This is a genomic window from Sinobaca qinghaiensis, from assembly GCF_003610495.1.
In the GTDB taxonomy this organism is placed as follows: domain Bacteria; phylum Bacillota; class Bacilli; order Bacillales; family Marinococcaceae; genus Sinobaca; species Sinobaca qinghaiensis.
Genome location: NZ_RAPK01000010.1, coordinates 259,678 through 279,560 on the forward strand (window position 1 = coordinate 259,678; position 19,883 = coordinate 279,560).

At 47.7% G+C, this 19,883-nt stretch carries 23 protein-coding genes; 11 read left to right on the forward strand and 12 right to left on the reverse strand.

From position 1 onward, the window contains the following. Positions 1-13: 13 nt before the first annotated feature. On the reverse strand, positions 14-499 hold the full coding sequence (locus tag ATL39_RS13295; protein WP_120193840.1) for a VOC family protein: 486 nt from the start codon (positions 497-499) through the stop codon (positions 14-16). A gap of 106 nt (positions 500-605) precedes the next feature. On the opposite strand from ATL39_RS13295, the gene ATL39_RS17460 reads away from it, so the two are divergent. After that, positions 606-764 (forward strand): hypothetical protein, encoded by a 159-nt coding sequence (locus ATL39_RS17460; protein ID WP_170146933.1) that lies wholly within the window; start codon positions 606-608, stop codon positions 762-764. A 103-nt stretch (positions 765-867) separates the two neighbouring features. Further along, positions 868-1,227, forward strand: coding sequence for a SpoIIAA family protein (locus ATL39_RS13300; protein ID WP_120193841.1), 360 nt, complete (start codon positions 868-870; stop codon positions 1,225-1,227). 41 nt (positions 1,228-1,268) lie between these two features. Here the strand turns inward: ATL39_RS13300 and ATL39_RS13305 are convergent, their stop codons facing one another. Then, on the reverse strand, positions 1,269-1,733 hold the full coding sequence (locus tag ATL39_RS13305) for an NUDIX domain-containing protein (RefSeq protein ID WP_120193842.1): 465 nt from the start codon (positions 1,731-1,733) through the stop codon (positions 1,269-1,271). Between the two features lie 271 nt (positions 1,734-2,004). On the opposite strand from ATL39_RS13305, the gene ATL39_RS13310 reads away from it, so the two are divergent. Then, the gene (locus ATL39_RS13310; protein WP_120193843.1) at positions 2,005-3,753 is read left to right on the forward strand and encodes an amidase; all 1,749 of its coding nucleotides are present in this window, start codon (positions 2,005-2,007) and stop codon (positions 3,751-3,753) included. Between the two features lie 43 nt (positions 3,754-3,796). Here the strand turns inward: ATL39_RS13310 and ATL39_RS13315 are convergent, their stop codons facing one another. Further along, the gene (locus ATL39_RS13315) at positions 3,797-4,354 is read right to left on the reverse strand and encodes a flavodoxin family protein (protein ID WP_120193844.1); all 558 of its coding nucleotides are present in this window, start codon (positions 4,352-4,354) and stop codon (positions 3,797-3,799) included. Positions 4,355-4,614: 260 nt separating this feature from the next. Beyond that, positions 4,615-5,472 (reverse strand): YusW family protein, encoded by an 858-nt coding sequence (locus ATL39_RS13320; protein ID WP_120193845.1) that lies wholly within the window; start codon positions 5,470-5,472, stop codon positions 4,615-4,617. Positions 5,473-5,639: 167 nt separating this feature from the next. On the opposite strand from ATL39_RS13320, the gene cls reads away from it, so the two are divergent. After that, the gene (gene cls / locus ATL39_RS13325) at positions 5,640-7,094 is read left to right on the forward strand and encodes a cardiolipin synthase (RefSeq protein WP_120193846.1); all 1,455 of its coding nucleotides are present in this window, start codon (positions 5,640-5,642) and stop codon (positions 7,092-7,094) included. A gap of 49 nt (positions 7,095-7,143) precedes the next feature. Here the strand turns inward: cls and ATL39_RS13330 are convergent, their stop codons facing one another. Next, positions 7,144-8,316, reverse strand: coding sequence for a GTP-binding protein (locus ATL39_RS13330; protein WP_120193847.1), 1,173 nt, complete (start codon positions 8,314-8,316; stop codon positions 7,144-7,146). A 151-nt stretch (positions 8,317-8,467) separates the two neighbouring features. Here ATL39_RS13330 and ATL39_RS13335 point away from each other — a divergent pair, with 151 nt between their 5' ends. Beyond that, positions 8,468-8,833, forward strand: coding sequence for a SpoIIAA family protein (locus ATL39_RS13335; RefSeq protein WP_120193848.1), 366 nt, complete (start codon positions 8,468-8,470; stop codon positions 8,831-8,833). Between the two features lie 66 nt (positions 8,834-8,899). On the opposite strand, the gene ATL39_RS13340 is transcribed toward ATL39_RS13335, so the two are convergent. From ATL39_RS13340 to ATL39_RS13365, 6 genes are all read right to left on the reverse strand, one after another. Then, the gene (locus tag ATL39_RS13340; protein ID WP_120193849.1) at positions 8,900-9,664 is read right to left on the reverse strand and encodes a LamB/YcsF family protein; all 765 of its coding nucleotides are present in this window, start codon (positions 9,662-9,664) and stop codon (positions 8,900-8,902) included. Positions 9,665-9,668: 4 nt separating this feature from the next. Then, entirely contained in the window at positions 9,669-11,021 is a 1,353-nt protein-coding gene (locus ATL39_RS13345; RefSeq protein ID WP_120193850.1) for an acetyl-CoA carboxylase biotin carboxylase subunit, read from the reverse strand. 19 nt (positions 11,022-11,040) lie between these two features. Beyond that, positions 11,041-11,274, reverse strand: a complete 234-nt coding sequence (locus ATL39_RS13350; protein WP_120193851.1) for an acetyl-CoA carboxylase — start codon at positions 11,272-11,274, stop codon at positions 11,041-11,043. Between the two features lie 19 nt (positions 11,275-11,293). After that, a complete protein-coding gene (locus ATL39_RS13355) occupies positions 11,294-12,271 on the reverse strand; it encodes a 5-oxoprolinase subunit C family protein (RefSeq protein WP_120193852.1) in 978 nt (325 codons plus the stop codon). Continuing rightward, the gene (locus ATL39_RS13360) at positions 12,264-13,151 is read right to left on the reverse strand and encodes a 5-oxoprolinase subunit B family protein (RefSeq protein ID WP_120193853.1); all 888 of its coding nucleotides are present in this window, start codon (positions 13,149-13,151) and stop codon (positions 12,264-12,266) included. Before ATL39_RS13360 ends, ATL39_RS13355 begins: the two co-directional genes overlap by 8 nt. A gap of 449 nt (positions 13,152-13,600) precedes the next feature. Then, the gene (locus ATL39_RS13365; RefSeq protein ID WP_120193854.1) at positions 13,601-13,813 is read right to left on the reverse strand and encodes a hypothetical protein; all 213 of its coding nucleotides are present in this window, start codon (positions 13,811-13,813) and stop codon (positions 13,601-13,603) included. Between the two features lie 178 nt (positions 13,814-13,991). On the opposite strand from ATL39_RS13365, the gene ATL39_RS13370 reads away from it, so the two are divergent. Continuing rightward, positions 13,992-14,867, forward strand: coding sequence for an AraC family transcriptional regulator (locus tag ATL39_RS13370; protein WP_120193855.1), 876 nt, complete (start codon positions 13,992-13,994; stop codon positions 14,865-14,867). A 54-nt stretch (positions 14,868-14,921) separates the two neighbouring features. Here ATL39_RS13370 and ATL39_RS13375 read toward each other — a convergent pair whose 3' ends face one another. Further along, complete coding sequence (locus ATL39_RS13375; RefSeq protein WP_120193856.1) at positions 14,922-15,377, reverse strand: hypothetical protein; 456 nt, start codon at positions 15,375-15,377, stop codon at positions 14,922-14,924. Between the two features lie 243 nt (positions 15,378-15,620). On the opposite strand from ATL39_RS13375, the gene ATL39_RS13380 reads away from it, so the two are divergent. From ATL39_RS13380 to ATL39_RS13400, 5 genes are all read left to right on the forward strand, one after another. After that, complete coding sequence (locus ATL39_RS13380) at positions 15,621-15,971, forward strand: DUF2294 domain-containing protein (protein ID WP_342768789.1); 351 nt, start codon at positions 15,621-15,623, stop codon at positions 15,969-15,971. A 244-nt stretch (positions 15,972-16,215) separates the two neighbouring features. Then, a complete protein-coding gene (locus tag ATL39_RS13385) occupies positions 16,216-17,271 on the forward strand; it encodes an ABC transporter substrate-binding protein (RefSeq protein WP_120193858.1) in 1,056 nt (351 codons plus the stop codon). Between the two features lie 27 nt (positions 17,272-17,298). Further along, positions 17,299-18,267: a nucleoside hydrolase gene (locus tag ATL39_RS13390; RefSeq protein ID WP_245960993.1), complete on the forward strand. Its 969-nt coding sequence runs from the start codon at positions 17,299-17,301 to the stop codon at positions 18,265-18,267. Next, positions 18,264-19,097 carry an ABC transporter permease gene (locus ATL39_RS13395; protein ID WP_120193860.1) on the forward strand — a complete coding sequence of 278 codons (834 nt, stop codon included), beginning with the start codon at positions 18,264-18,266 and terminating at the stop codon, positions 19,095-19,097. The genes ATL39_RS13390 and ATL39_RS13395 overlap by 4 nt, the downstream gene beginning before the upstream one ends. Then, positions 19,090-19,872, forward strand: coding sequence for an ABC transporter permease (locus ATL39_RS13400; RefSeq protein WP_425453006.1), 783 nt, complete (start codon positions 19,090-19,092; stop codon positions 19,870-19,872). Before ATL39_RS13395 ends, ATL39_RS13400 begins: the two co-directional genes overlap by 8 nt. The last annotated feature ends 11 nt before the right edge of the window (positions 19,873-19,883 follow it).

The window sequence follows — 19,883 nt, forward strand, 5'->3', positions numbered from 1 at the left end:
TTACAGGCTGTGCTCAGACCTGATCGTACGCCTGCTTTAATTCTGAAATATTTATTTTTTTCATCTGCAGCATTGCCTGCATGACTGCTTCTGCTTTATTTGTATCTTTATCCTGGAGCATTTCCGTAAGAACTGCAGGCACTACCTGCCACGACACTCCATATTTATCCTGTATCCACCCACACTGGTCTTCTTTTCCCTCCGCTGCGAAATAGTCCCAATACCGGTCTACTTCCTCCTGGCTGTGGCAGTCTATAACCATGGATACAGCGGGGGTGAACGTAAAGTAAGGACCTCCGTTCAACGCCATAAAATTCTGCCCTTCCAACTCGAAAACGATGGTCAATACGTCTCCTGCTCTACCAGGACTGTGTTCCCCGTGATAGCTTGTTTCTTTAATTTTTCCGGTGCTGAAAACCTCCAGATAGTAATGCACTGCCTCTTCTGCCTGATTATCAAACCAAAGACAAGGAGTGATTTTTTGAGATGCTGTACTCATTGCCATGCATCCTCCTTTCTTTTTATTATACTGCGGAAAGTGCTGTATGTGGTTGAAATCGGCGATATCGTTTATGCTTAAACTATATTCAAAAGGGGGCTTTCCCATGACAACAAAGCCTTTTCAACTCAAACTCGCCGTTATGATTGCCGGTATCGCCTGTGCTCTCGTTTATTCCAATGTACTGTATATTGCTGCAGTCTTTTTTATTAATGCCTGGATCGATTTTTCCTATTCGCGGAAAAAAAGAAATACTGACAAATAAACGCCGCCAGCTCCTTCTATAGTTGCTATTTCCGCTGTTTTCGTTTAATATGTACCGAATTCGGAAATACTAGAGATAGAACAAGATAGAAGGAGATTTTGCTATGTATACCCTGCTTTACACAGAGGATCCCTCTACGATCGCAGTAGAGATTGAAGGAACAGTTACACAAGAAGATGCTGAACAGCTTGACCATCACGTAGAAGAAAACTTTGGAAGCAGCAGTACGTTTAACGTGTTTGTTGTGTTTAACGAAGTAGACCGTACCTCTTTAAAAGAAATGGTAGAAGGAAGTACTTTTAACGAAAAGCGCCGGGGCCAGTTTGATAAATTTGCTATTCTCAGCGATAAAACGTGGCTGAAGTTCGCCGCAAAAGCAGGCGGCCTGATGCCCGGCCTCTCGATGAAGCACTTCGATAAAGATGAAACCGACAAAGCCTGGGACTGGATCCAGGAATCCTAAATAAAACCCCCTCTTCTATATTAGGATGAAGGGGTTTTATTTTAGAAAAAAGAAGCCGCGTGGTCAAAATCGGCAAACAATGAATCCGGGTATGGGAGCACCAGCTGCGGGATACTGCAGGAGGAATAGTAAGCAGCCGTACCCGCGGCGATGGAGCCTGCATCCAGACGTCCTCCCCGCACCACGCATTCAAAGCAGAGCATGACATACTCCACCTGGTCACCGTTTTCGTATGTATGCCTGAAATCCTTTCCTGTGAAAACTCCCTGCAGCTGAATGGGCTGCACATGAAGCCCTGTTTCTTCCCAGACTTTCCGGATTAATGCCTGAGAAGGCGTCTCACCCGGTTCCATTGCGCCGGTGGGAAGGTCCCACTCCCCGTTTTCAGCCTGCAGAAATAATATTTCGTTATTTTCATTGCGGATAACTGCCGCTGTACACGGCATGTAGATCAACTCTGCCCCTACTTTAGCCCGCAGGCTGTCATAGTATTCAGATGCAGCCATAATTGTCGCCCTCCTCTTATTTATGCATTTACCTACATTCCATATTCTTTTGTATATTCCTTCTTTTTCATAACAATTAGATAATAAGAAAACGAATACACAACCATAGACCCAACAAAATGAATGGGTCTATCCCTTCTGCCGATCTACAGAAGAAACCAGAAAGGCTGTCCGGTTATCTTACAGACCCCTTGTACTCGTTCGCCTCCCGAAATAGGATAAAAAAGAAGTGATGCTTTTACCTATTTCATACTAAAGGAGACGTGATTTGATGAAAAAGCCCGTCAACGTTTTTGCTAAAAAAGCATCCCTTACCGCTTTAGCCACCGCTTTTGGAGCATCCATCGCTTTTAGTCCACTATCCTCCGTGTCTGCAGAAGAAAGCTTCCCGTTTGAAGAAATTACTGCCAATGAATTAAAGCAGGGTTTTGAATCAGGAGAGTATTCCTCCAAAGAAGTTGTTCAATCCTACTTAGACCGCATTGCCACCTATGAAGAAACGTACAATGCTTTTACCTTTATGAATCCTAATGCCTTAGAAGAAGCAGAAGAAATAGACAACATGCGTGAAAACGGAGAGCCTCTCGGTGAGCTCGCCGGCGTACCGATCGTTATTAAAGAAGCCGTCGACGTTGAAGGCTTTCCCACCACCTTCGGCTGGGCTCCGCTGAGCGAGGAAGCCGGAGGCATTGAGCTTGCTCCAACATCTGATGCCCCGGTTGTGGAAGATTTAAAAGAAGCCGGTGCCATCATTATTGGAAAAACCAACATACCGGCGTTCAGCGCTTCGGGTACCAATGCCTCTACAAGCTGGGCCGGCGATACGTATAACGTTGTCGATCCACGTCTAGCGCCCGGCGGAAGCAGCAGCGGAACCGCCGCTTCGGTTTCCGGCAATTTTGCCATGATGGGAATCGCTGAAGAAACCGGCGGATCCATTCAAAACCCTGCTGCAGCCCAGGCGTTAGCCAGCGTCAAGCCTACCTTTGGCCTTGTACCGACTACAGGGGTAACGCCTCTTGCCGGCGGAACCCGTGATGTTCTCGGTCCTCATGCCCGTACCGTAGAGGATGCTGCTCTCATGCTTGACGTTATCGCAGGGGAAGACGAAGGAGATCCAAAAACGGAAGCTGCAGCCGGCAATGTACCAGAGGATGGTTACACTGCATCATTAGATGATGAAGCTCTGGAAGGTAAAAGAATCGGCCTCTACGGCGCCGAGTGGCGGGAAGACGGAGAGCTCAGCGCAGAAACGCAGGAGCTGTACGACCGCTCTATCGCAGAATTGGAAGCCCAGGGAGCTGAAGTGATCAGCGATCCTTTTGAAGGCAGCGGACTTGCCGCTTTCACTGAGGAAGCCGGAAACGTCGGCTATGATGCTTTTGTGTACGACCTAAACAACTACCTGCAGGACCTGGATCCCGGAAATGAATCATTAAACGTAAATGATGTATTTGAAGAAGCCGGGGAAGTGCCCTGGACAGAAGAAGGACCGCTTCGTTTTCTAGTGGAACGCGGTGTGGACTTTGAAGGAACGCTCGAAGATCCGGAAACGATGCCGGATCAAAGTGAATTCGAGGAAGCAAAAGCAGAGTATCTCCAGATCATAGATAACGTGATGGAAGAACAGGATCTCGACGGCTTTGTATACCCGCAGATGGCAGAAGAAATTCCGCCTCTGGCCGATCAGGAAGCAAATATTGAAGCCACTACGGTGCCGGAAATTAATATCAGCGGCCTTCCGCTTGTTACCGTACCGGCCGGCTATTACGAAAGCGGTTCTCCATTCTCTCTTGCCTTTTTTGGAGAAGAATGGAGTGAAGCAGATCTTATCGGCATGGCGTACGACTACGAGCAGGCCACCGATTACCGGGAAACGCCGGAGCTCGACGTACAAGAAGGCGGTGCCCTTCCGGAAACTGCCTCCCACTATGCCGTATGGATGATGAGCGGTTTTGCTGCTGCAGGACTTGGCGGTATTCTGTGGATGAGAAACAGACGCCGGCATACAAACGCCTAATAATAAACCCCTTGAATCAGGCTGGCTGGTTCAAGGGGTTTATTTATGAAGTTAATTCATCCGACTGCTGTTTTTTATCAAGAAGCTTGTTCAGCGCTCGAGCCTGATTAATGACTTCTTTATCTTTTTCAATATCTCCCGGATTGACTGCTTCCCCAATCAGGTAGCCATTAAAGTCCATCTTTGCGGCACGGCAGATATACTTAAACTGCTGGATGATCGGGAGCGCTTTTTTACGAGGATCGTCTTTTCCTGTAATAATTAAATATACCTGCTTTCCACGCATTGCTTTCATAAAATGTTTGGAAGGATCTTCTTCATCAACCTGCGGCCACCTGTCGACAAATGTTTTCATTAATCCCGACATGCCGTAGCAGTACATAGGCATAGCAAGTATAAGTACTTCGCTCCCAATTATCTGATCGATAACCTGAATATATTCGTCTTTTTCTCCCGACTGGTGCATCTGGTCTCTACTTTTCATATGATATTCTCTTAAATGAACTTCTGTCACGTTCGATTTGCCTTCAATCACATAGCGGGTGAGCACTTCTATGTTTTCAAGCGGCGCTGTGCTCCCGTAAATCACACTTATTTTCACTACCTTTTCCTCCTTTTTTTACCCCAGCTGCCTATTACTGCATTTGGATGACAGCATTTCCATTTTTTCATTATCTCTATTTGTCTTTTCTCTATTTTACCATTTATTCGGAGAAAAAACTAAATTTTCTCTCTTTTTTATAGGTATTTATCCTTATTTTTTTATTTACTTTAGTTCTTTAGTCTTTGTTTTACTTTTGAACATATTTTGTATAACAAAAAAGCCTGCAGGGTGGCATAAGCCATCCTGCAGAACTTCATTTATTCTTTATCATGCTTAAACTTTACGGATTCCCCACTCTCATATTCCACGTCTATATCAAAATCCTGTACGTCTTCTTCAGTGAGTCCGAGTTCACCCAGCACTTCCTGCTTCATTTCATCGATAGAATAGTCCATCGTAATAGAAATACTATCAAGCAGCGCTTCTGCTTCCGATACTGCTTCCTGTCCTTCTATCTCTCTTCCATCCCCCTGCTCTATTTCAGCTTCAGGCTCATCGGCTTCGTAGTCATATTCCCAGCTGCCGCTATTTGTCAGCTCAATATCCATATTCAGCTGCCTTGCAGCACCGGGCTCTCCTCCACCTGCGGTTTCATGATCAAATTCGATCGTTTCTCCACCGTCATATTCGATTTCCAGATCCATGTCCTCCAGTTCATCTTCGGATACGTTCAGTACTTCCAGTACTTCCTGCTTCATGTCGAGCAGCGGACGATCCGTTGTAATATTGATCTCTCCGAGCAGGCCTTCGATTTCAGCTTCCGCATCAGCTCCCAAAATGGCTTCTTCGCCATCCCGGTCCACTTCCATGCCCTGGCTGTTATTACGCTCGTATTCATATTCCCACTCTTCATCATTTAAGAACTCCAGGTGCAGATCAAATTCTTGTACATTCGATGCCTGTCCCTGCGTTTCAGCCGCAGAGTCCACCTGTTCTGCCGATTCTTCCTGTTCCGTAGTTGAACCTTCCTCATCTGCCTGGTTGTCCGCTTCTGTTGATTCCTCCTGTACAGACTGTTCTCCGCTGCCCGAGGACTCCTCTTCCATATCTACCACATCATCTCCGCAGGCCGCCAATAGAAACACAGCCGACAATCCCACTATTGCTTTTTTCATGTAAAATACCACCTTTGTTGTATAAGGATATTGTATCTTTCCTGGATTAACCTGCTATGAGATGAAGATTAGAATTTAATGAGAAAACCTTTACTTAATAAAAGTACATATCTTTTCTAAATAGAATACAATACTAGTAAGAGATAACTGATAAAGGAGGAATGAGAATGGACTGGTTTTCCTGGAGCGTCAATATTCTTTTATTCGTTAACCTCGTATTAGCCATTTTTCTTATTTTTAATGAGCGCCGGGATGCCGGTTCTACGTGGGCGTGGCTGCTCATCCTGTTTTTTCTGCCGATTATCGGCTTCCTGTTGTATCTATTTTTAGGACGGCAGATGAAACAAGAAAACTTCTACCGTCTGACCCGGGAAGAACAGGCCTATCATTCCGGTCATATTCACACTCAGCTTATGCAGCTTGATTCTCCCGACAATAAGGCAAAATTGAAGATTCACACGAGCTCAAAATACGATTCACTCGCTGCGATGAACCTTCGCGGAAGTAAAGCCCTTCTCAGCTTTCATAACCGGATTTCCCTGCTTCATGACGGCAACCAGAAGTTCAATAAGATGATGGAGGATATGCAGCAGGCCCGGACCGAGATTAATATTCAATATTTTATTATTAAGCGGGATCCGCTGGGCCGGAAGCTTCTCGATATTTTAACGGAAAAAGCCAGGGAAGGCGTGAAAGTCCGGATTTTGTATGACGGCATCGGCTCGATGCATCTGAAGTCCTCTGATTTTGAAGAGCTCGCTTCCTATAAAGGAGAAGTCCGTGTTTTCTTCCCGTCCCTGTTTAAGTATATTAATCTGCGGATTAACAACCGTAATCACCGCAAGCTCTGCGTTATCGATGGAAAAATCGGCTACATCGGCGGCTTTAATGTGGGAACGGAGTATCTCGGGGAAGCTGAGAAGTTCGGCTACTGGCGAGACACCCACCTTCGTCTGGAAGGAGACGCCGTTTATCAGATTCAGGAGCGCTTTATTATGGACTGGCATTATGCCGGTTCAGGACGGCCGGACCCGGAGGAGTGGTTTGAATTTGCCCCGCATGCAATTGAAGACACGGCGGCAGTCCAAATTGTTGCAAGCGGCCCAAACTCCCGCACGGAGCATTTAAAAAATGCGATGATCCATATGATTTTAAGAGCCGAACACCGGATCTATATCCAGACCCCCTACTTCATTCCGGATCAAAGCTTCATTGATGCCTGCAAAATGGCGCTTCTCTCCGGCGTGGAGCTGCATATTATGATTCCCGGCAAAAAGGACCACCCCTTTGTAATGTGGGCCTCCTGGTCGTTTTTGGGGGAACTGCTTGATTACGGGGCGCAGGCGTATTTGTATGACGGCGGATTTCTGCATGCCAAAACCCTTGTGATTGACGGCGAAGCTTCCACCGTAGGAACGACTAATCTCGATGCCAGAAGCTTCCGCCTGAACTTTGAAGTGAATGCCATTGTGTACAACAACAAGCTTGCGCTCGAGCTGGAATCCTTGTTTGAAACCGACGCGGCCCAGTGCCGCATGCTCACAAAAGACATATACAACAGGCGCGCCTGGCATATTAAAGCAAGAGAAGGATTTGCCAGGCTGCTGAGTCCTATTTTATAGCATGAATAAAAACCTTCCGCCCTTTATTTGGGTGAAAGGTTTTTTTCTATCATATACTCGCTATCGTTTCTTTTACATTCACTTCCGCCATTTCTTCATCCGTCAACAGGCAAGTGTCAAGCGACGCTTCGAGCCAGCTTTTATCAAGGTCTATGCCGATAAATACCGTTTCTATTTTCCGGTCGCCGTAAGGCTCCTGTTCGAGTTCCTCCCGCACCTCCGGATTATCCAGAAGTGTCTGGACCTGTTCTGCTTTTGGCAGCGCATCGACCCAGTAAGCCACAGGTTCTACAATCACGCTTCTTCCCGCCTGGGAAAGGGTCAGCGCCTGCGTGTTATGAGAACTAATCCAGACGATACCTTTTGCCCGGGCGATTTTATGTCCGTGTTCATCGAACCACTGCGTCAGGCGCTCCAGCTGAAACGGCCGGCGCCGTCTGTATATCATGGAGCTGATGCCATACTCTTCTGTTTCCGGCTCGTGCTCCTCCTGCTCCAGTTCCTGCAGCCATCCCGCTGATTCACTGGCAGTCTCAAAATCAAACAACCCTGTGCCAACTACGTCCTGAAGCGCAACCTGCCCATAGTTCGTTTCAATAATTCGCGCGTCCGGCTGCAGTTTACGAAGCAGAGCCAGAAGCTGCTGACGGCCTGGTTCCGGCAGACTGTCAATCTTATTCACAACGAGCACGTTGCAAAATTCAATCTGGTCTACGAGCAGATCTACAATCGTACGGGTGTCTTCTTCATCTGTTCCCTGCTGTCGGCTTAACAGCGTATCATCCGACCCAAAGTCTTCCCAGAAACGAGCCGCATCGACGACGGTCACCATTGTATCAAGCGTGCAGACCGATGTCAGATCAATACCGCTCTCTTCATCCACGTAGCTGAGCGTCTGCGCCACCGGCACCGGTTCGCTGATACCACTCGACTCAATTAAAATGCAGTCCAGCTCTCCATTTTCTGCCAGCCGTTTCACTTCAATAAGCAGATCCTCCCGCAGCGTGCAGCAGATACAGCCGTTGGACAGCTCCACCATTTTTTCCTCCGTCCGCGAGAATCCGCCTTGTTCAATTAAGGCAGCATCCACGTTTACTTCACTCATATCATTAACGATAACCGCCGCCTTCAGCCCTTCCCGGTTGGAAAGAATGTGGTTCATCATCGTTGTTTTTCCGGCTCCCAGGTAGCCGCTCAATACAGTCACAGGTACTTTTTTCATTTTATTTTCCTCCTTGTTTAAATCGTAATGATTACGATTTAAAAAGTGTACCATAGTTTTTCTTCGATTTGTACCTGCTTTCGCGTTTGGTTATTTTTCCTTAGGGAAACGCCTGTAATAAGCAGACTAATAAAATAGAGGAGACGATACGATGTTTACATTTCTTCCGAGCGAAGATAAATATACGGTGGCCGTAGAAGTAAAAGGAACGATTACCGGAGAAGATGCAAGAAACCTCGATGCGTTTGTAGAAAAGCAGTTTGGCAGTGATCAGCCGTTTAACGGATTCGTTATTTTTAACGATGTCGACAAAACGACTCTTAAAGGACTCATTGAAGGCAATATGTTTGATGCCAAACGCTGGGGACAGTTTCAGAAATTTGCAGTGCTGAGCGACAAAAAATGGATGGAGACCGCTGTAAATGCAGGTAATATTCTTCCCGGCATTACCGTGAAGCATTTTGATAAAGCAGACATGACGGATGCCTGGGCGTGGATCAAAGAGGAAAACGCTTAATAACGACCTTTACTAACAGCAAAACAACACAGCGGGCACTCCGCTGTGTTGTTCCCTGCCGCTTTATTATTTCAGGACAGCATGGGCCGGCGCGACCTCGATATCATTTTTTCTCAGTTGATGATGAATCGTTTTTGCCAGTTCGACAGCTCCCGGGGTATCCCCGTGAATGCAGACCGTATCGGCCGTGACATTTACGTCGTTTCCAGTATGAGCCATAACTTTACCTTCTTTTACCATTCGAACAACACGCTCTGCCATTGTTTCCACATCGGACGCCGCGGAGCCTTTTCGGGTCATAATAATCGATCCTGTTTCCGTATGCTCCCGGTCAGCATAGGTTTCTTTGGCCACCCGTACCCCCATCTTTTCTCCCATTTCAGCTACGGCTGAATTATTCATCGCAAACACAATAATATCGTCATTCAGTGCGGCAAGCGCTTCAAGCACTGCTCTGGCTGTTTTTTCGTCTTCCATTGCCCGCATGTACATCGCGCCGTGGGGTTTGCAGTGGGCGACAGGCCGGCCATACTGGCTCGCAAACTCCCGCAGGGCGCCTAATTGATACGTAACATAATCTTTTATCTCTTCCGGAGTGCAGTCGAGCTGCCTGCGGCCGAATCCCATCAAATCCGGAAACGCCGGGTGCGCGCCGATCTGAACCCCATGTTCGCCTGCAAGCTCCACTGTTTTCCGCATTGTTACAGGGTCCCCGGCGTGATAGCCGCATGCGATGTTGGCAGAAGTAATATACTGCATCATCTCTTCGTCATTTCCGAGTTGATACATGCCAAAGCTCTCCCCCATATCGCAGTTCAAATCCACTTTCATTTCCTCACTCCCTCCCTGCTTTTCTTGTCTGCAGATAGTTCGTCGTGTAGCTGCCTTCCCGGAAATCTTTTTCATTTACGAGTTGTTTAAGTAAAGGCAGATTGGTTGTGATACCTTCTATTTCTATGCCGTCCAGCACATTATCGAGCCAGTCGAGCGCTTCTTCCCGATTTGCTCCATGAACGATAATTTTGCCAACCATCGGATCGTAAAAAGGAGAGACGGTGTTGCCTTCTTCATAAGCAAAATCAAATCGCCCTATCCCTTCCGGGAGCTTAAGCTTTGTCAGTTTACCCGGAGACGGGAAATAGGTGTCAGGGTCTTCCGCATACAGACGCGCTTCTATCGCGTAGCCGTTATGTTTAATATCTGCCTGGGTGAAGCCGATATCCTCTCCCGCTGCAATTTTTAACTGCAGCTCCACGAGATCAATACCGGTAATTTCTTCTGTGACAGGATGCTCCACCTGCAGCCTTGTATTCATTTCCAGGAAATAAAAGTCGCCGGTCTCATCATCAAAAATAAACTCCACCGTCCCTGCATTCGTATAGCCAATTTCCTTCACTCCTGTAACCGCCGTTTCACAAAGCTTTCTGCGCAGTGCTTCTGTTAAAAAAGGGGATGGGCTTTCCTCGATCACTTTCTGATTGCGGCGCTGGATCGAACATTCCCGTTCAAAGAGGTGAATCGCATGCCCCTTATGGTCTGCGGCGATCTGGACTTCGATATGGCGGGCATGTTCAATAAACCGCTCCAAAAACACGGTATCGTCGCCGAATGACGCGCCGGCCGTCTGCTGGGCGGAAGAGAAGCTTTTTGTGAGCTCTTCTTTGTTGTAGACAATATGCATCCCGATGCCGCCGCCCCCGGCACTTGCTTTCAGCATGAGCGGATAGCCTAGCTCTTCGGCAATCTCGAGTGCATGCTCAGCGGAATCAAGCTTTCCGTCCCAGCCCGGAACGACCGGGACTCCTGCCTTCTGCATGTGGCGCCTCGCTTCAATTTTATCTCCCATCAGCTGAATTTTTTCAGCGTCCGGCCCAATAAAAGTAATGCCCGCGTCTTCGCACAGTTTCGTGAACTTCGTATTTTCTGATAAAAAACCGTAGCCGGGATGGATCGCGTCTGCACCTGTGTCCTTTGCCGTCTGTATAATTTTCTCCATGTTCAGGTAACTCTCTTTAGCCTGCGAGCCTCCGATGTGCCTGGCTTCACCCGCCTCTTTTACACACGGCGTGTCCGCATCGGCATCCGAGTACACTGCCACCGTTTCAATCCCCAGTCGATGGCACGTTTTGATAATCCGCCGCGCAATTTCACCCCGGTTGGCAATCAACACCTTTTTAAAATAGCTCATACCGCCACTCCCCTGTAGGTTATTCCAGTTCTGCCACTACTTGTCCGGCATCCACGACAGCTTTGTCTTCGACTTTAATACTTTTAATCACGCCGTCGGCTTCTGCTTTAACTTCCTGGAAGCTTTTCATGACCTCAATCAGTCCGATAGTATCCCCGGCTTTAACCTCATCTCCTTCTTCAACAAATACAGGCTTATCCGGTTCCGGTCTTCTGTAAAATACGCCCGGTAATGAAGATACGATTTCTTTCATCCTCTGCTTCCTCCTTTGGTTAACTCGACTGCATCATTTGTTTTACTTCTGCAAGCTTACGGTTGTTCTGCTGCCGGGCCTCCAGTGCTTCTTCCAGGGTGACGGAAATAAACTTTATCTTTTCATTCGTTTTTGCCTGGCCGATACGGTTCAGGTCTGTGCTGATGATCGTCGCCACCGGCGCATACCCTCCGCCGGTTACGGCATCATTTAACAGCGCAATCGGTTCAATGCCGTCCGGGACTTGAATGGAGCCGATCGGATAACCGAGATCTACTACGTTGGACGGGTTGCTTCCTGCTCCAAACGGCTGCTCACGCGGCACAAAATCAAGTCGTTCCCCCTTCAGGCGGTAGCCGACCCGATTTGCTTCGGGCGTAACCGTCCACTCGATGTCCAGGAAGCGCTGCTTGCTTTCTTCGGTCAGCCTGTAGCTGCATAAACCGATAATGACGCGTATTTCGTGATTGGCGGAGAACTCCGGGATATACTCACCGGTCACCCGGGTGCCCGGCTTGACCTCTTTCTCCTGCATGTTTCCGATAGAGAGCACGTCGCCCTCCTGCAGAGCCCGGCCGTCAAAACCGCCGATCCCGCACAGCGTATAGGTGGATCTCGAATCCATAATGACCGGTACGTCAATTCCACCGGCTGCCGCGAGGTAGGCTCTGGCCCCCTGCTTTACGAAATCAAAGGTCAGAACGTCGCCTTTTTTCACTTCGAGCGTCTCCCACATCGGGACCGGTGCTTCATTAATCTGCGGAGGAATCACCCCTCCCGTGATCGCAATCACCGCATCCTCCTGAAACTCAAGAGCCGGACCCATATACGTAATCTCAAGCACGGCTGCTCCTTTTTTATTTCCGGCTAACATATTTGCCACGGCATAGGAGTATTGATCAACGGCCCCTGAGGGCGGCATGCCCGTTTCGTAGTAGCCGACTCTTCCATCATCCTGTACCGTCGTCTGCAGACCCGGCTTTAATACGTTAATCATGATATAACCTCCCCAGCACCATTTCAGAAAATCCGGCAGGATCTTTCAGCACATCGTCGGGGCGGAACGTGAAGTCTTTTTTATGATAGGCAAACGTGCCCGCTTCCACATCGGCACGGACGTCGTCGTACTCTTCACGTGTAATGCCGCGGTAGCGGAAAATGTCGCCCTGACGGGGAAAGACGATCGAATCCTGAAAATCGGGAAGTTTCTGCTCTTTATCAAACACGGGGGACGCTGAAATGCCAAACATCTGGTATCCGCCTGCGCCCTGCACCGGATAGACGACCGAAAACCCTCCGCCAAACCCAAAGCATCGTTCCGGCGTGAAAGTACGGGGCCGGACGTATTTTGGTACTTCAATCTGTTTTTCGCGCGGCACAATTTGAAAACAAAACGGAAGCCCAGGAACAAACCCGATCATCGATACTAAAAACGGGGAGCCGGTGACCGCCTCGATAAAGGCTTCCTTTGACTCATAGCCGTTAATCCGCGCCGCATATTCCAGATCGGTCGATTCCGGATCCTGATGCCGGTCCCGGAACTGCATGACCGCGTCATGCGTCCACGGGTCCTCAAACAGAACAGGCACATCGACGAGCCGGGAGTTAATGACAATATCATCGAGGTTTTGGGCAGAGCTTTCCAATCGTTTCAGCTCATCAATCAGCTCCGCTGCCGGAAGTACATCCGGGTTATAACGCACCATGTAGGAGGCGTTCGATGGGCAGATATCCAAAATGCCGGGCATCTGCTGCTCTCTCAGTTTTTTCGTGATCGCCATCGCCTGAAAGTTTACTTCCAAAGTCATTTCTTCACTGAGTTCGACGAATATGAATTCATCGCCGCCATAGCTGTAGCGTGTTGTAAAATCAGTCACTATCAGTCACCTCACTCAAATTTTCAAATGTCCTCTGTGTACTCAGGTAAAAAGAGAGTCCTGTCTATGAAATGCTTTAACCATACGCCGGTGTTCCGGCATCAATTTCACTTCACTCAGACGCTTTCAGGCATTTAGAGTCCGGCTCTACTGAATTCTGTTTTATGTTCAATTCTGTATTAATCTAATTTTCTTCCAGGGGCTGACCAAGCAGAAGTTTTTTAAACATAATTATCCAGCTTCACTTTTTCCTAGGCAGATGCTTCGTTGTTCGATCTGTTCTTCATCACGTAACTGCCAGTGCATTTAAAAATTGTATAAATATTCTGATTTATAAGAAATTTTAACGCAGATTGGCATGTATATCCAGTTATTTTTGGAAAGAGACCCCTTTGCCCATAAAAAAAGAGAGACGCGATGTCTCTCTCATAAACCTTGATCCTATCTGCTTACAAGGACAGATACGTCCGGCTCTGCTTTTTAAAAAAGTTGTCCCGCTCCATTGAAAACTGCAGATGCTCCAGATCTTCGCGGCTGACCGCTATCAGCACTTCGTCGAATTCGTAATGCTTCGCATGGGGAATAATGGCCTTGTTCGATACAATCATCGGGTAGGAGCCGTCTTTTCTCAAGCGGTACCCTTTCATCATGACAGAATCCATTTTTGCCTTCCTCCTTTTTATACAGCATATACGAACGTTTGTTCTATTTCAATAGGTATTTAATACTTTTAGGATGTATAACATAAAAAATATCCACCCAGCCTGCAGAAGACAACACCGATAAGCGGACTCCCGGCCTCCATGGCTGTTATTCTAGATGAACAAGGAGGTGAAAGGGATGAATCAGCTGAATGATTTAAACAAGGCGCTTACGTATATAGAAGAAAATCTGGACGGCGAGATCGATTATGCAGCCGCAGCCAGAAAGGCGCTTTGTTCTGAATTTCATTTTAAACGCATGTTTTCTTTTCTGGCAGGCGTTTCCATCTCGGAGTATGTCCGGCGCCGCCGGTTAACGCTGGCTGCGTTTGAGCTGAATCAGAATGAGATCCGCATTGTGGATGCCGCTGTAAAATACGGGTATCACTCTCCCGATGCGTTTACCAGAGCGTTCCAGCAGCTGCACGGTCTTGCACCGTCCGAAGCCAGACAGAACAGCCAGCAGCTGAAGGCCTATCCGCCGATGACCTTTCAGCTTTCTATTAAAGGAGGAGAATCAATGAACTATCGAATGGAAGAAAAACAAGGATTTTATATTGCAGGAATCCATAAGCGGGTTTCTATTGTGTTTGAAGGAGAAAATCCGGAAATCGCCGAAATGTGGAAATCCCTTACGAAAGAAAAAATCCAGGAACTGCAGGCTATCAGCAGCACCGATCCGAAAGGACTTATTCAGGCTTCGACGAACTTCTCGGAAGGCCGTATGCGGGAGGAAGGCGGACTGGACCATTATATCGGGGCCGCCGTCTCAGAAAAGCCGGACGGCTCTTACGATACGCTTTCCGTTCCTCCCCTGACCTGGGCGGTGTTCGAAGTGAGCGGTCCCTTTCCGGAGACCTTGCAGGAAACGTGGGGCCGTATTTATTCGGAATGGTTCCCATCCTCCGTGTACGAGCAGGCCGAAGGTCCGGAAATACTCTGGAATGAAAATGAGCACTTTGATTCCGACACGTTTAAAAGTGAAATCTGGATTCCCGTTAGAAAAAACCGGTAACAAATACAAAAAGACAAGCCCAGCGCTTGTCTTTTTTTCGTTATATATAATTTGTTATTGCCCGCCCGCTTCTGTCTGCAGCGCCTGCAGAATCACCTGCTTTAAGTAGGGCGTCATTTCCTTTAGCTGCTCCACTGTATACACCCCGATAAAATACTGGATGACCATGCCATCTACAAAAGCGACAAGAAACGAGGCGCCGTGCTGGTTATGCAGCGCAGGATACGCCTGTTCTGCGTCCAGCTCCTGCAGCTTTACCCGGAGATGATCAACCATCTCATTAAAGGCACCAATAAAGGTGGTGGAATACACTTCCCCCGTGCTGTAGCGGCTTAAGACGGTTTTGATATTCTGGATATTCTCATCGTTATACGTCCACGAATCATACAGAAACTGCTCCACAAACTCTTCCACGCTCCTGCTTTCGTTCTCTTTGACTGCTTTTATATAATCGTCTTCCAGCTTTTTCAGAATCTCGTCCATTCCCTCATGGGATATGCGGTCTTTCATAGAGAAATCCTCCTTTTACCTTTGCTATTCCCTGTTTGTGCATGCCGCATCCTTGTTCTTTTTCACCTTCGTAAAAGCAGATATACTGTCAGGTTTCCTGTCATATTGTTTGCTTTTTTGACTAATAAATCTTTCTAAATCAGTATTTACTGCGTTTTTTCTTCTTATTGCCGAACATTCCCCCTTGCACCTCCTCTGAGATTTCGCTATAATCAATTACTAAGAAGCGAATACTTATAGGTGATGATGGATATTATAGAAAATCAGACGGAAACAAAAAAACTGCTGGCCCATCTCTACAATGACATTTCCATTGATTTGTTTGGTGGTGGAACAACGCTGTTAAAGGTTTCTTTTCTGGAATCAGAATCGCTTATCACGATGCAGGCCCGACATAAGAAAGCTCCACGATCCAATGCGCTGGAAGAAGCTGCTCCTGAATTGAAGCAGCAGGTGGATTTCCGCCTTTCGCAGCTGTACAAGCAGCGAATGAAACAACGACTGGAGGAAGACTTTCACTGGGAGATTGAATCCTTGTTTCGTGATTATGACGGTCCCACCCAGACAGCCTTCACCAATATTAAGCTGCGTTAATCTGCGGCAGGACAGCTGATTTTGGACAAGTTCTAAAATAGGCATCCACCGCTGCGGATCTCTCAGAAACCAAACGTATTACCCTTACAACTGCATACAGAAATAATAAGTTTCTCTTTACTTTGTTTACAAAATAAAGGTGGCTTTATAGATATTTTCTCTATAATGCCGCCTTTTTTTATTTTCCTTTTTTCTATCCATCATCACCGGTGGGCTTCAACTACACTATCTGGAGGTTTTTTTAATGAAAATGTCTATGAAATGTCTTGTTCCTTTGTCCCTGCTGATGCTTCCCCTCGCTGCCTGCGGTTCATCCGATGACGCAGCAGGCGGAGAAGAGCCGACGGAACTGGTAATATCCACGTGGGGATTTGCTGAAGATTTCTTTCGTGAAGAAGTGTATGCCCCGTTTGAAGAAGAACATAATGTAGAAATTGTACTAGAAACAGGAAACAACTCAGAACGCCTGAATAAAATCCGCCAGGGCAACTCCAGCGTCGACTTGATTTATCTGTCTGATTATTACGCACAGCAGGGAATCAATGATGAACTTTTTGCTGAAATCAACCGGGACAACATCCCGAATATAGAAGACATCTATGAAATGGCCCAGGCACCAACCGGCGAGAATTACGGACCTGCCTATACCGTGAGTCAGCTGGGTATTGCCTACAATCCGGAAGAAACAGATGTGGAAATCACGTCCTGGGCAGACCTCTGGAATCCTGAACTCGAGAGCAGCATCGGCCTGCCGAGCATTACAGCTACCGCTGGTCCAATGGTACTCGACGCCGCTTCTGTCGTCAGCGGCAGTGAATCGTTTGATGAAGATGCTGCTTTCGCCCAGATGAAAGAGCTGAACCCGAACGTCGCCAATGAATACAGCCAGACTTCTGCCTACGTGAACATGTTTACACAGGGAGAAATTGCTGCCGGTCCAATTATGGAGATGTACGTAGCTGACTTGAAAGAAGCCGTGCCATCTACCGAATTTGTTACACCTGAAGAAGGCGCCTACGCTATCGTTAATACGGTGAATGTTATCGAAGGAAGCGAGAACCAGGAGCTTGCTGAAGAATTTATTAACTGGCAGCTGAGCGCGGAAGTTCAGGAAACAGCAGCTGCAGCAAAGGTGGATTCTCCCGTTAATACAACTCTTGATCTCACCGATGAGGAAGCAGAAGGCATCACGTACGGAGCAGATACGGTAGAGAACCTGATTCTGTTGGATACCGAAATGATCAATGAACGCTCAGAAGAATGGATCGACCGCTGGAACCGGGAACTAACCCAGCAGTAATTCATTTATCGAAACAAAGGAGGCACTATGATGTCCACAAAAAAAATCTGGCTGGATGTCGACACAGGGGTTGATGATGCGCTTGGGCTGCTTCTGGCCTGCGGCTCCCCTGCATTTGATATTAAAGCAGTATCGGTCACACACGGAAATGTATCACTCGACCAGGCCGCAGCCAATACGCTGCAGGTACTTGATATCGTAGAGCGTCCGGACATTCCGGTATACAAAGGCGCTTCCCGTCCGCTCGTAAGAGCTCCCCTGTACGAACATGCGGTTCACGGAAAAGACGGCATAAGCGGCATGTCAGAAGAACGATACCTGGCTCAAAAGCCGGACGCAGGCTATGCACCTGAGCGCCTGATTGAAATGCTGCACGCTTATCCGCATGAACTAACGCTTATTTTCACCGGCCCTTTAACCAACCTTGCCCTGGCTCTGCAGCGGGATCCCGCGGCAGCCGGCCTCATCAATGAGGTCATATTCATGGGCGGCGTGGTGCATGGGCCGGGAAATATTACCCCGGCTGCAGAATTTAACACGTATGTGGACCCGGAGGCAGTGAAAGTAGTCCTGCACAGCGGTATTTCCCGGTTAACCCAGGTCGGGCTCGATGTAACCAAACAGGTTCTGCTTACTGAAGACAGGCTGCAGGCATTCAAACACTCTTATCCCTTTTGGGGAGATTGGATCGAACGTGTGACAACACAGTACCGGGAACGTTATTTTACCGTAAACGGTGTACGAGCCTGTGCACTGCACGATCCGCTCGCGGTTGCAGCAGCCCTTACTCCGGAACTGCTGCAGACCGTTCCTTATTACACGGATATTGAATGCCGCAGCAGCATCTCGGACGGAAGCCTCGTTGTGGATGAAAAAAACCGCCTGCAGAAAAGTCCTAATGCGTATATCGCACTGGGTGTGGATCTGCCGCTGTTTTTCAGCCTGTTTGAGAGAGCTGTCGCCCGGCTGCCTGAGCGGAAGGAGAATTCATCATGAAGCAGTATGGTAAATACCTTTTTCTTCTTCCCGGTCTTCTTGTACTTACATTATTTATGATCATCCCGATTGCCGGAACCATTCTTTCCACCTTTTTTGATGCCGGGTCCTTTACGCTGGCCGGCTACATGCAGTACCTGCAGGATCCTTACTTTTTAAATATTCTATGGGTGACGCTCCGGACGAGCCTGCTGACTACACTGATCTGCATTCTTCTGGCGTTTCCTGCAGCCTACTACATATCCAAATGCCGGCCTCGCATGAAAATGATACTGCTTCTGCTGTCGATATTTCCACTGCTGACAAGTCCGGTCGTCCGGTCTTTCAGCTGGATGGTTATTCTCGGGAAAGGCGGCATTATTGATAATACGATGGCTCTGTTTGGAAGCGACACGTCGATATCGATTCTTTATACTCCGACGGCTATCCTTATCGGACTGGTTCATCTGTTTCTGCCGTTAAGTATTATTACGCTCGTCGGCGTGATGGAAAATATCGGCGATGACGTCGTAGAGGCAGCCAAAAGCCTTGGTGCTTCCGCCTCTACTACCTTCTGGCATATTCTGCTTCCGCTAAGTGTGCCCGGCCTGATGACCGGAAGTATTCTTGTATTTGTGGGAAGCTTTACGGCTTATACAACACCGGCCCTGCTCGGAGGACGGGAGAGCGTCATTTCGACCTTTTTATATCAGAATGCAGTGACATTAAATGACTGGCAGCTGGCTTCGGTTGTAGCCACCATTATGATTGTGCTTTCCTTTGTCGTGATTGGCATCATGAACTGGCTGGCCGGCAAAGTCGCTGTACGGGGAGGGAATATTCGTGGCTAATCGATGGCTCGGCTTTGTTACATTACTCGTATTTACCTTTCTACTCGGTCCGCTCGTGATTATGCTTGTCTCTTCGTTCGGTGAGGCCGGTGTGCTTCAGTTTCCTCCTGAAAACTGGTCGCTTAAATGGTATGCCAATATTTTTCAGGGCAGCATGTTTATGACGGCTTTTCAGACATCGATTCTTGTTTCCTTTGCCGGCAATATGCTGGCACTCCTTGTCGGACTGCCGGCAGCCTATGCTATGAGCCGGTTTCAATTTAAAGGAAAAGCATTTCTGCAGACACTCTTTATTTCTCCGGTACTGATTCCAGGTATCGTACTCGGTTTTGCGCTTCTACGCTACATTATCGTAACCTTTCAGATTCCTGTTTATACGGCGCTTTTTATAGGCCATACGATCATCATGCTCCCTTTTATCGTACGGGTCATTTCCTCCAACCTCGACAACTTCGACTTCTCGATTGAAGAAGCAGCGGTCAGTCTTGGTGCGAGCCGCGTCGGCGCATTCTTCCGCATCGTTCTGCCGAATATCAAATCCGGCATTATCGCAGGGGTACTGATTGCTTTTCTCGAGTCCTTTAATAATGTAGATATTTCTGTCTTTATGACAGGACCCGGCGTAAGCACACTCCCTATTCAAATGCTTACCTATGTGGAGAACTATTTCGATCCGACGATTGCCGCGCTGTCTGTTCTCTTAATGGCATTAACGGCTGTGCTGATGTTTGTCATTGAGCGTCTTGTCGGTATATCCTATTTCACTAAAAAATAATGGAGGCTTCC